The sequence below is a fragment of the Streptomyces sp. NPDC087901 genome, assembly GCF_044742205.1.
GTDB lineage: Bacteria > Actinomycetota > Actinomycetes > Streptomycetales > Streptomycetaceae > Streptomyces.
In genome coordinates this window covers 324,645-337,545 of record NZ_JBIUUC010000002.1, presented here as the reverse complement: position 1 = coordinate 337,545, position 12,901 = coordinate 324,645, and the positions used below count along the sequence as shown (strand labels likewise).

The following is a 12,901-nucleotide window of genomic DNA, read 5'->3' as shown; positions in this document are numbered from 1 at the left end:
ACATCCACGAGCGGACAGCAAGGGTCCGGGCGGCCCTCGCGGCTGGATCGAGCAGAGCAGGACCGGGAGCCGGTCAGCTTGAGGGACATTCCTGGCGCGCCGTCAGGCGGTGCACCGGGCCGGTCCGATGACGCCGTCGGTGCCGGTCACCGTCACCGCCTCGCTCCGGTCGGCGGTCCGGGCCTGGGCGGCGGTGCAGAAGAGTTGCTGACGTGCGGGTTCGGAGAGTCCGGTGACCGGGGTGTCCAGCGTGACCTGCACGCCCTGCGCACTCAGCTCGATGCCCATCTTCACCTGGTCGTTGGGCAGTTCGGAGCGGAGACCGGCGGCTCGCTCCGCTCCGGTGGGACCGTCGAAGAGCAGGTCGAGGGCCCTGATCGCGCCGGCGGGCGGCCCCTCACCGTAGGTACCCGACCCGGTGCCTTCGCCCGACGGCGCGGCGTATCGCACGACCGGCATCAGCCGGGCCGCCGTCGACGAGGACACGAAGTACAGGACCGTGCCCAGGTCTCCGGCGGGCGCGACCTGCACGAGCGCGGGTTCGCCCGCCTCGACGACCTCCGTCGCCCGGATCCCGCATCCGGCGGCCAGCAGCACCAGGGGCAACAGCGCGCCGAGCGCCCGCCTGCTCCTCACCGGCCCTCCAAAGGCAGTTCGACGGTGAACACCGCGCCGCCGGCCGGCCCGTTCGCGGCATGGACCGTGCCGCCGTGCAACCGGACGTTCTCCCGGGTGATCGCGAGGCCCAGTCCGCTGCCCGTCGACCGTGTGCGCGCCGCGTCGGCCTTGTAGAAGCGGTCGAAGATGTGCGGGAGGACCGCGGGGTCGATGCCCGGGCCACTGTCCTCGACCTCAGTCACCAGCCGGGCCGCTCCGTCCCGCCGTCCGGTTCGCAGGCGTACGGTGACGGGCTCGGTCCCGTGCCGCAGTGCGTTCCCGACCAGGTTGGCGACGACCACGTCGAAGCGGCGCGGGTCGAGCAATGCCCGTACCCCCTCCAGGAGTTCGGTACGGACGCGGTCGTCCCAGTGACGGGCCTGAAGGGTCTTGCGGATGGTCTCGGCCACGTCCACCTCGTCGCTGTGGAGATCGGCGGCCCCGGCGTCGAACCGGGAGATCTCCATCAGGTCCTCGACGAGCGTGGCGAGCTTTCCGGTCTCCGCGCTGATCAGCCGGACGGCCGCCGCGGTGTCGGGGCGCAGCCCGGCGGCGTCCTCGTCGAGCACCTCGGTGACGGCCAGCATGCCGGCGAGCGGGGTGCGCAGCTCGTGCGAGACGTCCGATGCGAAGCGCCGGGCCCGTTCCTCGGCCTGGCGGAGCTCCTCGACGGACTCCTGGAGCTTGGTCGACGACTCGTTGAACGTCCAGGCCAGTTCGGCGATTTCGTCGGAGCCGCGCACCGCGATGCGGGTGTGGAGTTCGCCCCGGCCGATGCCGGCGGCGGCACGGCGCAGTTCACGTACCGGACGCAGGACGCTGCGCGCGGCGAGCAGCGCGGGGACCAGGGCGATGAGCAGGGCGGGCAGGGCGCCGTCGCGGGCCGCGGTGACCATGGCGGCGACGTTGGCCTCCTCGGTGGCGAGCGGCATCACGGCGTAGAGGACGAGGCCGGTGGGCTGGGGGCCGTCGCCGCGGTTGAAGAGGGTCGGCATGCCGACGGTCAGCCAGGGCTTGCCGTCCTTGACCACCCGTTGGAACGAGCCGTGACTGTTGTTCCGGGCCGCCGCACGCAGCCGGTCCGTGATCACGGTGGAGGTCGGCCGGTCCGAGGAGGAGATCCGCAGGTCCCCGTACTCGGCGAAGACGGTCCAGGTGTGCGACTTGCCGTCGCGGGCCAGGGAGAGGCACATGTCGCGCAGCCCGGCCCCGTCCGGCGGAAGGTCGACGCCCCGCGCGGTGATCCGGTCGCGGAACTGGGCGACGGCGGTGTCCTGCGCCTGCTGCAGGATCGCGGAGCGGGCCTCGCGGTAGGTCAGGGTCGCGGTGGTGGCGGCGCTGACCGCGGCGACGAACAGGAACGCGGCTATGAGCCGGGTGCGCAGGCCGAACCGGGCGGCGAACAGTTTCATCCGAGGGGTCCGAAGCGGTAGCCGAAGCCTCGGACGGTCTGGATGTAGCGGGGGCTTCCCGCCACGTCCTCGATCTTCTGCCGCAGCCTGCGCACACACGCGTCGACCAGCCGGGCGTCGCCGTGGTAGCTGTGCTCCCACACGTATTCGAGGAGCTGCTGACGGCTGAAGACCTGTTCGGGCGAGGCCGACAGGTGGAGCAGCAGCTTCAGTTCGGAAGGGGCGAGCAGCAGCCGCTCCCCCGCCTTGGCGACGGCGAGGCCGACACGGTCGACGGTCAGTGCGCCGTGGGTCTCGACGCCGCTGCGCCCGGCGGGTTCGGCGAGCCTGCGCAGCACGGCGCGGATCCTGGCCTCTATGACCTCGGTACGGGCGGGCTTGACGATGTAGTCGTCCGCGCCGGCCTCCAGTCCCACGACTACGTCGAAGTCGTCGCCGCGTGCGGTGAGCATGATGATCGGCAGCTGGCTGGTCTCGCGGATGCGGCGGCAGACCTGGACGCCGTTCATCCCCGGCAGCATGAGGTCGAGCAGGACGAGTTCGGGCCGGAACTCGTCCAGGGCGGCCAGCCCTGCCTCGCCCGTCCCGACGGTCCGCATCTCGTGCCCGCGCCTGCGCAGCCCCAGCTCGACGCCTTCCCGTACGGAGGGGTCGTCTTCGATCAGCAGCACGCGAGGCATGGCGACAGTATCCCAGCGGTCAAGGAGTGGATTCGGAAGTGTGAGCGGGTGGAGTTGTGTTTCGAGTGCGCCCTGCCCGCTCCGCAGGTGCGGACGGGCAGGGTTCCGCCTCAGGCGCGCCGCAGCCTGCTCCGGACGGCGGCCAGTGCGGTGGCGACCTCGGTCAGCCGCAGTGGGCGGGCGAGCAGTGCCACCACCAGGAAGAGGACGACCACTCCGGTCCCCGCCGCGGCGAAGTCCCCGAGTCCCGGTCCGTCCGTGTCGACGGCGCGGGCCGCCACGTACGCCAGCAGCCCCGCGGGCACGCACGCGGCCACCAGCCGGGCGTGCGCCCCCACCCCCGGCGAGCGCAGCAGCGAGGGCGTCCGCGCCCCGGACGCGGAGACCCTGCGGTGCAGCACGCACGCGGTGACGGTGAACCCGGCGAACAGGGCCACGGAGTACGCCCCCGCCATGCCCGTCACCGCCCAGCGCGCGGGCAGCAGCAGATAGGCGGCGACCGAGAGGCCCGCGTTGAGCGCGGCGATGACCAGGTTGAGGAAGAAGGGGGTGCGGGTGTCGCTCATCGCGTAGAAGCCGCGGGAGAGGACGTACTGCCCGGAGTAGGCGATGAGTCCCGGTGCGAAGGCGGCCATCATGCCGGCCATGACGGTGATGTCCGCCGGGCCGGTGCGTCCGTATCCGAAGACCGCTCCCATCACCCACGGGGCGAGCGCCAACAGGGCGGCGGAGGCCGGGATCACCACGGCGGCGGAGGTCCGCAGCGCGTACGAGATGTCGCGCCGCACCCCGGGCAGATCGCCCTCGGCGGCCGCCCGGCTCATCCGTGGCATCAGTGCGGTGACGAGGCTGACGGTCACGATCCCCTGCGGCACCACCCACAGCTGGAAGGCGTAGCTGTACGCGGTGTAGCCGGCGCCGCCCGCCAGGTTCTGGTCCGCCGCGTGCTGGCCGGTGGCGGTGGAGAGGCGGGTCACCACCCAGTAGGCGGCCTGGTTGGTGAGCACGAGCATGACGAGCCAGCCGGCCGCCCGCAACGGACGGGTGAGTCCGCTGCCGCGCCAGTCGAACCGCGGCCGCCAGCGGAACTTCGCGGCGCGCAGTGCCGGCACCAGGGCGAGGGTCTGCACGGCGATCCCGGCGGTGGTCCCCCAGCCGAGCCACTGCGCCTGGGCGGAGGTGAGTTCGCCGTCCGAGCCCACCGCCGTCCAGAGGTACAGCCCGAACACCGCGATGATCACGAGGTTGTTGAGGACGGGGGTCCACATCATCGCCCCGAACCGGTTGCGGGCGTTGAGTACTTGTCCGAGGAGGGTGAAGAGCCCGTAGAAGAGGATCTGCGGCAGGCAGTAGCGGGCCAGCGCGATGGTGAGCTCGGCCTGTCCGTCGTCGTAGGTGGGCGCGTACACCGAGATGATCAGCGGGGCGCCGACGACGGCGAGCGCGGTGAGGGCGAGCAGTCCGACCGTGCAGAGGGTCAGGAGACGATCGGTGTAGGCGGCCCCGCCGTCGGTGTGCTCCCGGGCGGCCCGGACGAGTTCGGGGACGAAGACGGCGTTGAGTGCGCCGCCGATCAGCAGCATGTAGAGGATGTTGGGGACGGTGTTGGCGACCGTGTAGCCGTCGGCCCGCAGTCCGGTGCCGAGGGCGGCGACGACGACCGCCGAGCGTATGAACCCCGTCGCCCGTGAGACGACGGACCCGGCGGCCATGACGGCGCCGCTGCGCAGCACCGAGGCGGAGCCCTGCCGTTCGCGCTGTTCGGGGACGACCGTGCCGGTGGTCGCGTCCGCGGCCGTCACCGGTGCGCCAGGTAGGCCTGGAACGCCCGGTACAGCGCCTTGTTGGCGGCTCCGCCCACCGATGTCTCCCACTCTCCGAGGGTCTCCACGACCTGTCCTCCGGTGCCGAACTTCCAGCGCAGCAGCCCGAAGGGGCGGTCGTCGGGATCGAGGGTGGAGGATACCCCGCGCATGTCGTACACCTCCGCGCCCTGGGCCTGGGCGTCGAGGAGCATCTGCCATTGGAGGGCGTTACTGGGGCGGACCTCGCGGCGGTGGTCGGCGGACGCGCCCGTCTGGTACCAGACCCGGTGCCCGGTGCTGATCATGGTGTGGGCGGCGAGGATCTCGCCCTGGTGCACGGCGAGGCAGAGTTTCATCCGGCCGGGCTGTTCGGCGTTGAGGACGGCGTACTGGCGCTGGTAGTAGGCCAGGGAGCGGCCGAGCCGGAAGCCGTCGCGTTCCTCGGTGATCCGCAGCAGGCGGTGGAACTCGGGGAGTTCGGCCGCGCTCCCGGTGACGATGCGCACCCCCGCCTTGCCGGCGCGGCGGACGTTGCGGCGCCACTCCTGGTTGAGCCCGGACCACAGGTCGTCGGGGGTCCGTCCGGCGAGGGGCACCCGGAAGACGTACCGGGGCTGGGCGTCCGCGTCGTCGCCGTCCCCGCCGCAGCGCCGCCAGCCGCGGGCCCGGAGCCGGTCGGCCACGGCCGCGCCGAGCGGGTCGACCTCGCTCGCCAGTACGTCACCCACGGTGCGGCCGGGGCCGGTGGCGGCCTTGAGGCGGGCGGTGTCCCAGCGGCGGTAGGCCGGGGACGGTCCGATGCGTACGGCGAACGCCCCCGCGCCGCGGAGATGGGCCATGAGAGGCCGGAGCCAGCGGTCGATTCCGGGATCGGCCCAGTCCGCCACCGGCCCTTCGGGGATATAGGCGAAGTACTTTCGGGTGCCCGGGAATTGCCGGTACAGAATCAGCGCACTGCCGGCCAATTCACCGTGATCATCCAGCCAGCCGACCGTTTCCGACGTCCACTGGTCTTTCACGCCGGCCCAGGACGGGTACTGGAGAAAGCTCGCGTCCGCATGCGTGGCCACGTGTGCCCGGTGCTCGGGGGCAGTGAGTCCGCGTATCCGCAGTTCCTGATCACGGCTGCGTTCTCCGGTCGCGAGCAGCGCTGACATGTCCGTGGCCCTCCCTCGTGGGCCCCGCGGTCTGCTCTGCGGGGCTGCACAGGATGCTCACAGCGGACCATGACCGGGCTGCGCGCCGGATGTGACCGGACGATGACCGTTGCGCTGCGTTCCTTGTCACACACCGCATTCCCGCTTTTCCGTGGATTCGCGGAACTTAGGCTCCGGTGAATGCCTCTCCACAGACGACAGAGCAAGGCCCAGGAGGTTTTTCCGTTGATCCCCGCTCCTCTCATATCCGCCCTTCGGGGCACCGCCCGGAACGCGCCGCCCGCCCGTCCTGCCCGGCTCGCCCTGATCGCCGGCACCGCGTTGCTCGGCGCCACGCTCACGGCCTGCTCCGGCGGCGCCGCGGCCTCGGGCCATGACGCGGGCCAGGAGCAGGACGCCGGCCCCTCGAAGGCTGCGGACACCCGGATCTCGGTGAACCTCCGCGGCGCCGCAGCCGCTGCGGGCAAGCCGGTGACGGTGACACTGGCCGCCGGGAAGCTGCGTGCCGTCACGGTCTCGGCCGACGGTGGCGACGCCCTCACCGGCCGCCTGTCCACGGACGGCAGGACCTGGACGTCCGACCGTGTGGCCGCGCCCGGCACCACGTACCGCGTCGAGGCGAAGGACACCGGCGGTGGCAGTGACACGGCGGGGTTCACCACCGCGGCGGCCGACCGGGTGAACAAGCTGACGCTGGCTCCCGGCAAGAACACCACGGTCGGCATCGCCCAGCCGCTGTCCATCGTGTTCGACCACCCGGTGAAGAACAGGGCAGCGGTCGAGAAGGCGCTCAAGGTCTCCACCTCGAACAGCACCGAGGGCTCCTGGGGGTGGCTGCGGGACTACTCGGGCCGGGACCGCGTGGACTGGCGGCCCAAGGAGTACTGGAAGTCCGGCACCCGTATCACGCTCGACGCCGATCTCAACGGCGTCGACTCGGGTCCCTCGGGCGGCTGGTTCGTACGTGACTACGCGACGACGTTCACCGTCGGCAGCAGCCAGGTGGTCAAGGTCGACCTGGACCGTCACCGGCTGGCGCTGAAGCGGGACGGCAGGACGGTCATGGACGTGCCCATGTCCGCGGGCACACCGGGTGGCGACAGGGCGTCCTGGCGGGGCACGGCCGTGCTGATGGCGAAGGAGGGCACGATCAACATGCGCTCCGAGACGGTCGGCCTCGGCGACCTCTACGACAAGATGGTCGACTTCTCGATGCGGCTGACGTGGTCGGGCATGTACGCCCATGCCGCACCGTGGAACGCCGCGTACTTCGGAGTGGCCAACCACAGTTCCGGCTGTGTCGGGATGAGCGACGCCGACGCCGCTTCCCTCTACCGCCAGGCCCACGTCGGCGACCCGTTCGAGATCACCGGCGCGGACGCCAAGGGCACGGTCGCGGAGGGCAACGGCTACGGGGCGTGGAACGTCTCCTGGGCCGACTGGCGGACCAGGAGCGCTCTCGGCTGACGGCAACGCCCGGCACGCAGCTGACCTTCCCCCCGCCCGGCACGGACCCTCATCGGCGTCCGTGCCGTGTGCGCGAAGTGATCACCGGCTGCTGCCGGACGGGTACCGCTCCCCGGGTCTGCCTCGCGGCAGGTCCCGGCTACTGCGCTCCCGGCATCAGCGTCCCCGGTTCGGCCGGAGCGACGCCCGTCCCTTCCGTCTTCGGGTTGCGCCGCTGCCGCTTCGCCACCCAGGTGGCGAACCAGGAGAGCAGCATGCACATCCCGATGTAGATCGGCGAGATCACCATCACCACGGGAATGAAGGGCAGATCGTAGTCGAGGTTGGACGCGATGAGCTTCCCTGCGTGGAGGAACTCCTCGTAGGTGATCAGGTATCCCAGCGAGGTGTCCTTCAGCGCCACCACCAGTTGGCTGATGATGGTGGGAAGCATCGCACGCACCGCCTGCGGGGCCAGGACGAAGGTCGTGACCTGCGTCTTGCGCATGCCCAGGGCGAATGCTGCCTCGCCCTGACCGCGCTCCACCGATTTGATGCCCGTACGGAACACCTCGGCGAGCACCGAGCCGTTGTAGAGCGTCAGTCCGGCGACCAGCGCCGGCAGGGGCTGCACCTTCAGCGCGACGAAGATGAAGAAGATCATCACCAGGACGGGCATGGCGCGGAAGAACTCGACGAGGACGGTCGCCACCCAGCGCACCGGCCGGTGGTCGGAGAGCCTCCCCACCGCGAGTACGGCCCCGAGTGCCAGCGAGAGCACTGCGGCGTAGGCGAACGCCTTCAGGGTGTTGCCGAGCCCGCGCAACAGCAGTTCCTGAATTCCCTTGTACTCGAAGGGAGTCCACTTGGCGCTGGTGAACTGGTCGGTGTCGAAGAGCAGATAGATGACCCAGCCGACCAGGGCGAGGATCAGGATCGTCGAGACGATCCCGTAGACGAGGTGCCGCTTTCGGGTCTGCGGACCGGGGATGTCGTAGAGCGCGGTCGCACTGGGGACGGAGTGTGCGGTCATCGGGCGACTCCCCAGCGCTTTTCCATCAGGTTGAAGATCGCGCTGATGGACAGAGTGATGATCAGGTACCCGACCGCGATCCAGACGAAGGTCCAGATGATGCTGTAACCCAGCTCGTTGAGGGTCTTGTAGGTGCCGAGCAGTTCGGTGACGCTGAACGCCCCGGCGATCGCCGAGTTCTTGGCGAGCGCGATGAGCGTCGAGCCGACCGGTGGGATCACCGAACGGAACGCCTGCGGCAGCACCACGTTGCCGAGAGTCTGGCCGAACGTCATGCCCAGACTCCGCGCCGCCTCGCCCTGCCCCGTGGGCACGGTGTTGATGCCGGAGCGAAGCACCTCGCAGATGAACGCGGAGGTGTAGCAGCCGAGGGCGAGAATCGCGAAGACGTTGAACGGCAGGACCAGGCCGAAGCGCGGGAGGCCGAGCAGCACGGCGAAGAAGAGCAGGGTCAGCGGGGTGTTGCGCAGCACGGTCACCCAGACCGTGCCGAGCACCCGGAGAGAGCCGACGGGCGCCACCCGGCAGGAGGCCATGACGAAACCGAGGACCAGGGCCAGGATCGAGGCGTAGAAGGTCAGTTCGACGGTCCCGAGGAACCCCTTGCCGTAGAGCGAGAAGTTGTCGGTGAGTACGTCCATGTGTCGTGGCCGTCCCCTCAGGTCGCCGGGTAGTTGTCGATGGGCGGCGGCTTCGGCGCGGGCACCCCGGAGAGCCCGAGCGTCGCCTCGAAGGCCTTCTTCCAGTTGCCGTTCTTCTCGTTGGCCTCCAGCGCGTCGTTGAGCGCGAACCGCAGCGCGTTGTCGCTGCGCGGAACCCCGATGCCGTACGGCTCCTCGGAGAAGGGCTTGCCCACGACCTTCATCTCGTCCGGTGCCTTCGCGGCGAATCCCAGCAGGATCGCGTCGTCGGTGGTGACGACGTCGACCTGGTACGTCAGCAGGTTGTCGACGCAGATCGAGTACGTGTCGTAGGCGACCAGCTTCGCCTTCGGGTAGTCGGCGGCGATCCGCTGGTACGGGGTCGAACCGGCAGCCGAACAGACCGTCTTGCCGGCCAGGTCCTGCGGCCCGTGGATGTCGTTCTCGTCCGTGCGGACCAACAGCCCCTGACCGGCCATGAAATAGGGGCCGGCGAACCCGACGAGCTTCTTGCGCATGTCGTTGATGGTGTAGGTGCCGACGTAGTAGTCGATCTGCCCGTTCTGGAGGGCGGTCTCGCGGTTGGCGGAGGCGATGGTCTTGAACCTGATCGTCTTCGGGTCGAAGCCCAGCGAGGCCGCCATCATCCGGGCGATCTCGATGTCGAAACCGGAGTAGATGCCGGTGGCCGGGTCCTTCTCGCCGAGGTAGGGCTGGTCCTCCTTGGCCCCCACCCGCAGATATCCGCGCTTCTTCGCGTTGGTCCAGGTCTTGGAGTCCGGCAGGCGGAAGGACGTGTCCACCTTGTAGACCGGCAGTGCCTCGGGCTGCGGCCCCTTCACCGGCGGGCTGCCGTCCTTGCCACAGCCCGCGGCAAGGACGGCCAGCAGGAGGCCGGCACAGGCGGCCAGTACTTTTCTCGTACGCAACACAGGGCCTCCCGTCAGTGCTTGAGGATCTTGGACAGGAAGTCCTTGGCGCGGTCGCTCTCCGGAGCGGTGAAGAAGTCCTCCGGGGTGCGGTCCTCGATGATGCGGCCGTCGGCCATGAAGACGACCCGGTTGGCCGCGGAGCGGGCGAAGCCCATCTCGTGGGTGACGACGACCATGGTCATCCCCTCGCGTGCGAGCTGCTGCATCACCTCCAGCACCTCATTGATCATCTCCGGGTCGAGGGCCGAGGTGGGCTCGTCGAAGAGGAGCGCCTTAGGGTCCATGGCGAGGGCGCGGGCGATGGCCACGCGCTGCTGCTGGCCGCCGGAGAGCTGGGCGGGGAACTTGTCGGCCTGACCGACGAGCCCCACACGCTCCAGAAGCTCCCGGGACCGCCGGTCCGCCTCGTCCTTCTTCCGCTTGCGGACCTTCAGCTGCGCCAGCGAGACGTTGGCCAGCACGGTCTTGTGCGCGAACAGATTGAACGACTGGAAGACCATGCCGACTTCGGCCCTCAGCTGCGCCAGGCCCTTGCCCTCCTCGGGAAGGGGTCTGCCGTCGATGGAGATGCGGCCGGACTCGATCGTCTCAAGCCGGTTGATGGTCCGGCAGAGCGTTGATTTCCCGGAGCCGGAGGGGCCGATGACCACTACCACCTCCCCGCGGCCGACGGTGAGATTGATGTCCTGCAGTACGTGCAACTTTCCGTAGAACTTATTGACGTCACGCAGCTCGATCAACGGATCGACGGCCATACGCTGCCCTACCCAATTATCGCTATGTCGAGGTCAGCGCAAACTATCCACCCCGGAAAGGGACTTCACACCCGACACGCGTAAATGGGGCATAAGGCGTTTTATCTCGTCGCGCGGTGCGTGCGGCTCCAGGTCATCCCTCGGCCGACTCCGAGTACACCTGCGAAAGCTCGGGGCTGCCCGTCATCGCCCAGTCCAGACCGGCCTCGACCACATCGATCTCACGCCCCGAAGCCAGGCGCACCACGGGCTGGCCGCTCGGCCAGATGTGCCAGAGCGCACCGGTGACGTTGCGCACCAGAACCGTGCCCAGGTAGAGCCCCGCATCATTGCCCAGCCAGGGCAACTCCTCCGGATCGTCGCGCCAGCGCGGCGGCAACTGATCGAGCGCCGCCAACGAGGCGGGACTGTCGTCGAGTTCGAGACCTCTCTCCCCCACCCGGACGCGGAGCAGCTCACATTCGGCGAGCATTTCGGCCACGCCTTCCGGGTCAGCCTCGACGGCGGCCGCGAGCCCCGCCCTCCGCGTTCCGTCGTGACGCTTCCGCCAGTTGTCCAAGAAAGGGATGTTCATACCAGTCAGGGTCCCATCCCTGCCCGGATCCGCACCACAGGGCGCGCGGCCTGTCGTTCGAGTGCTGACCACCGTGCATACGCCCCTCGTTCACCCGGACACGCTCCCGCCCGGGGAACACACGGACCGGAGGGCGAGATGCGACCAGAGGGAACGGGGTGGAGAAGCCGGGCCGCGGGCTGGTAGTTTCCCCCTCATGAGCAGCCCCGAGTCCGACAGACGCTAGCCACCGGTCCCCGGTGGCTTCCCGCGTCCGCGCCTGACCGACTTCTTGCGTCAGGGCTGCCGCGCTGCCGCCCCCGGACCCATGCGATGCGGGTCGCGCCGGGCATTGCGCACGGGCACAGCTCTCCCCAGCACTCCACGATCCGGACTCGACGGCCGTCTGCCACGGTCCGTACTCCAGGGTCCGTACCCCACGGTCCTGCTAACGCTGTGCCGTGTCCCGGCCGTGAGCGCTGCGACCATGTGGCCGTTGGTGCCTGTTGTGACCGTTGGCACCTGTTGTGGCCGTTTATGCCGATCTGCCGCGTTGTCGCTCGTCGTCACGAGCGGGTGCGGCCCGCATCCCCGACCGGTTCTGTCCATCAACCGTCCCATGGGGTTCTTCATGCCGTTTTCCGTCTACGCTCTCGGGCTCGCCGTATTCGCCCAGGGCACTTCCGAGTTCATGCTGTCCGGTCTGCTGTCGGGCATCTCCGAGGACCTGCATGTCTCCATTCCCGACGCGGGTCTGCTGACCTCGGCGTTTGCCGTGGGCATGGTGCTCGGGGCACCCGCCATGGCCCTCCTGGGCCGCAACTGGCCGCGCCGTCGCGCCCTGTTGTCCTTCCTCTGCGTCTTCGCCGCCGTGCACTCCGTCGGTGCGGTCACCTCCAGCTACGGGGTGCTGCTCGCGACACGGGTCGTCGCGGCGGTGGCCAATGCCGGCTTCTGGGCCGTCGCGCTGGTCACCGCGGTCGCCCTCGCCGGACCCGCGGCAAGGGCGCGGGCCACGTCCGTGGTGGTCGGTGGTGTCACCGTCGCCTGTGTGGCGGGGGTGCCCGCCGGGGCGTGGCTGGGCGGGCAGTGGGGGTGGCGTGCGGCGTTCTGGGCCGTGGCCCTCGTCGCCCTGCCGGCCATCGCCGTGATCGCGGCGACGATTCCGGCGGGACGGCCGGCGGTCTCCCTGCCGAGCGCGTACGCCGAACTGCGGATCCTGGCAGGGTCCCGGCTGCTGCTGACCCTGCTGACGAGCGCGCTCGTCCAGGGAGCGACCTTCTGCGCGTTCTCCTACTTCGAACCGGTCGCCCGGCACGTCACCGGACTCGGTGCCGCGTGGGTGCCGGCACTGCTCGCGCTGTTCGGCGTGGGCTCGTTCATCGGGGTCGCCGTCTGCGGTCGGATCATCGACTCCCGTCCGGTCACGCTGACCGCGGCCGGCCTGGCCGCTCTGGCCGCCGGCTGGGCCCTGTTCGCGGCCGGCGCCGGCAGCCCGGTGGCGGTGGTCCCGCTCGTCCTCGTCCAGGGCATGCTCGCGTTCGGCACCGGAACCGCGATGATCTCGCACGTGTTCCGGCTGGCGGACGGTGCGCCGACCCTGGCCGGCTCGTTCGCCACCGCGGCGTTCAACGTGGGCGCCGCGCTCGGGCCCTGGCTCGGCGGACTGGCGATCGGCGCGGGGTTCGGCTTCCGGTCGCCGTTGTGGGTGAGCGCGATGCTCATGGTCCTGGCGCTCGGGACGGCAGCAGCCGCTTCGAGGCGCCAATTGCTGGGGACCGTGGACCGTACGGCTCAGGCGCCCCGCGCGGGCGCCTGAGCGGGGTCCGT

The 12,901-nt window shown here is 70.1% G+C and carries 12 protein-coding genes; 2 read left to right on the top strand and 10 right to left on the bottom strand.

Going from position 1 to position 12,901, the window contains the following annotated elements; all coding sequences use genetic code 11:
• Positions 1–102: 102 nt before the first annotated feature.
• From ACIOEW_RS07040 to ACIOEW_RS07020, 5 genes are all read right to left on the bottom strand, one after another.
• Positions 103–636, bottom strand: coding sequence for a hypothetical protein (locus ACIOEW_RS07040; protein WP_401962075.1), 534 nt, complete (start codon positions 634–636; stop codon positions 103–105).
• Positions 633–2,069, bottom strand: coding sequence for a sensor histidine kinase (locus ACIOEW_RS07035; protein ID WP_401962073.1), 1,437 nt, complete (start codon positions 2,067–2,069; stop codon positions 633–635). Before ACIOEW_RS07035 ends, ACIOEW_RS07040 begins: the two co-directional genes overlap by 4 nt.
• The gene (locus ACIOEW_RS07030; RefSeq protein WP_362554229.1) at positions 2,066–2,749 is read right to left on the bottom strand and encodes a response regulator transcription factor; all 684 of its coding nucleotides are present in this window, start codon (positions 2,747–2,749) and stop codon (positions 2,066–2,068) included. The genes ACIOEW_RS07035 and ACIOEW_RS07030 overlap by 4 nt, the downstream gene beginning before the upstream one ends.
• Before the next feature lie 110 nt (positions 2,750–2,859).
• Positions 2,860–4,551: a murein biosynthesis integral membrane protein MurJ gene (murJ, locus tag ACIOEW_RS07025; protein ID WP_401962071.1), complete on the bottom strand. Its 1,692-nt coding sequence runs from the start codon at positions 4,549–4,551 to the stop codon at positions 2,860–2,862.
• On the bottom strand, positions 4,548–5,711 hold the full coding sequence (locus tag ACIOEW_RS07020; protein WP_401962069.1) for a lipid II:glycine glycyltransferase FemX: 1,164 nt from the start codon (positions 5,709–5,711) through the stop codon (positions 4,548–4,550). Before ACIOEW_RS07020 ends, murJ begins: the two co-directional genes overlap by 4 nt.
• Before the next feature lie 225 nt (positions 5,712–5,936).
• Here ACIOEW_RS07020 and ACIOEW_RS07015 point away from each other — a divergent pair, with 225 nt between their 5' ends.
• Positions 5,937–7,178: an Ig-like domain-containing protein gene (locus ACIOEW_RS07015; protein WP_401962067.1), complete on the top strand. Its 1,242-nt coding sequence runs from the start codon at positions 5,937–5,939 to the stop codon at positions 7,176–7,178.
• A 139-nt stretch (positions 7,179–7,317) separates the two neighbouring features.
• Here ACIOEW_RS07015 and ACIOEW_RS07010 read toward each other — a convergent pair whose 3' ends face one another.
• From ACIOEW_RS07010 to ACIOEW_RS06990, 5 genes are all read right to left on the bottom strand, one after another.
• The gene (locus ACIOEW_RS07010; protein ID WP_362554241.1) at positions 7,318–8,190 is read right to left on the bottom strand and encodes an amino acid ABC transporter permease; all 873 of its coding nucleotides are present in this window, start codon (positions 8,188–8,190) and stop codon (positions 7,318–7,320) included.
• Positions 8,187–8,831 (bottom strand): amino acid ABC transporter permease, encoded by a 645-nt coding sequence (locus ACIOEW_RS07005; protein ID WP_362554244.1) that lies wholly within the window; start codon positions 8,829–8,831, stop codon positions 8,187–8,189. Before ACIOEW_RS07005 ends, ACIOEW_RS07010 begins: the two co-directional genes overlap by 4 nt.
• Positions 8,832–8,848: 17 nt before the next feature.
• On the bottom strand, positions 8,849–9,760 hold the full coding sequence (locus ACIOEW_RS07000) for a glutamate ABC transporter substrate-binding protein (RefSeq protein ID WP_362554247.1): 912 nt from the start codon (positions 9,758–9,760) through the stop codon (positions 8,849–8,851).
• Between the two features lie 14 nt (positions 9,761–9,774).
• Positions 9,775–10,518: an amino acid ABC transporter ATP-binding protein gene (locus ACIOEW_RS06995; RefSeq protein WP_362554250.1), complete on the bottom strand. Its 744-nt coding sequence runs from the start codon at positions 10,516–10,518 to the stop codon at positions 9,775–9,777.
• A 133-nt stretch (positions 10,519–10,651) separates the two neighbouring features.
• The gene (locus tag ACIOEW_RS06990) at positions 10,652–11,092 is read right to left on the bottom strand and encodes a DUF6278 family protein (protein ID WP_362554253.1); all 441 of its coding nucleotides are present in this window, start codon (positions 11,090–11,092) and stop codon (positions 10,652–10,654) included.
• Positions 11,093–11,702: 610 nt separating this feature from the next.
• Here ACIOEW_RS06990 and ACIOEW_RS06985 point away from each other — a divergent pair.
• Positions 11,703–12,890, top strand: a complete 1,188-nt coding sequence (locus ACIOEW_RS06985) for a Cmx/CmrA family chloramphenicol efflux MFS transporter (RefSeq protein WP_401962063.1) — start codon at positions 11,703–11,705, stop codon at positions 12,888–12,890.
• Positions 12,891–12,901: the final 11 nt, after the last annotated feature.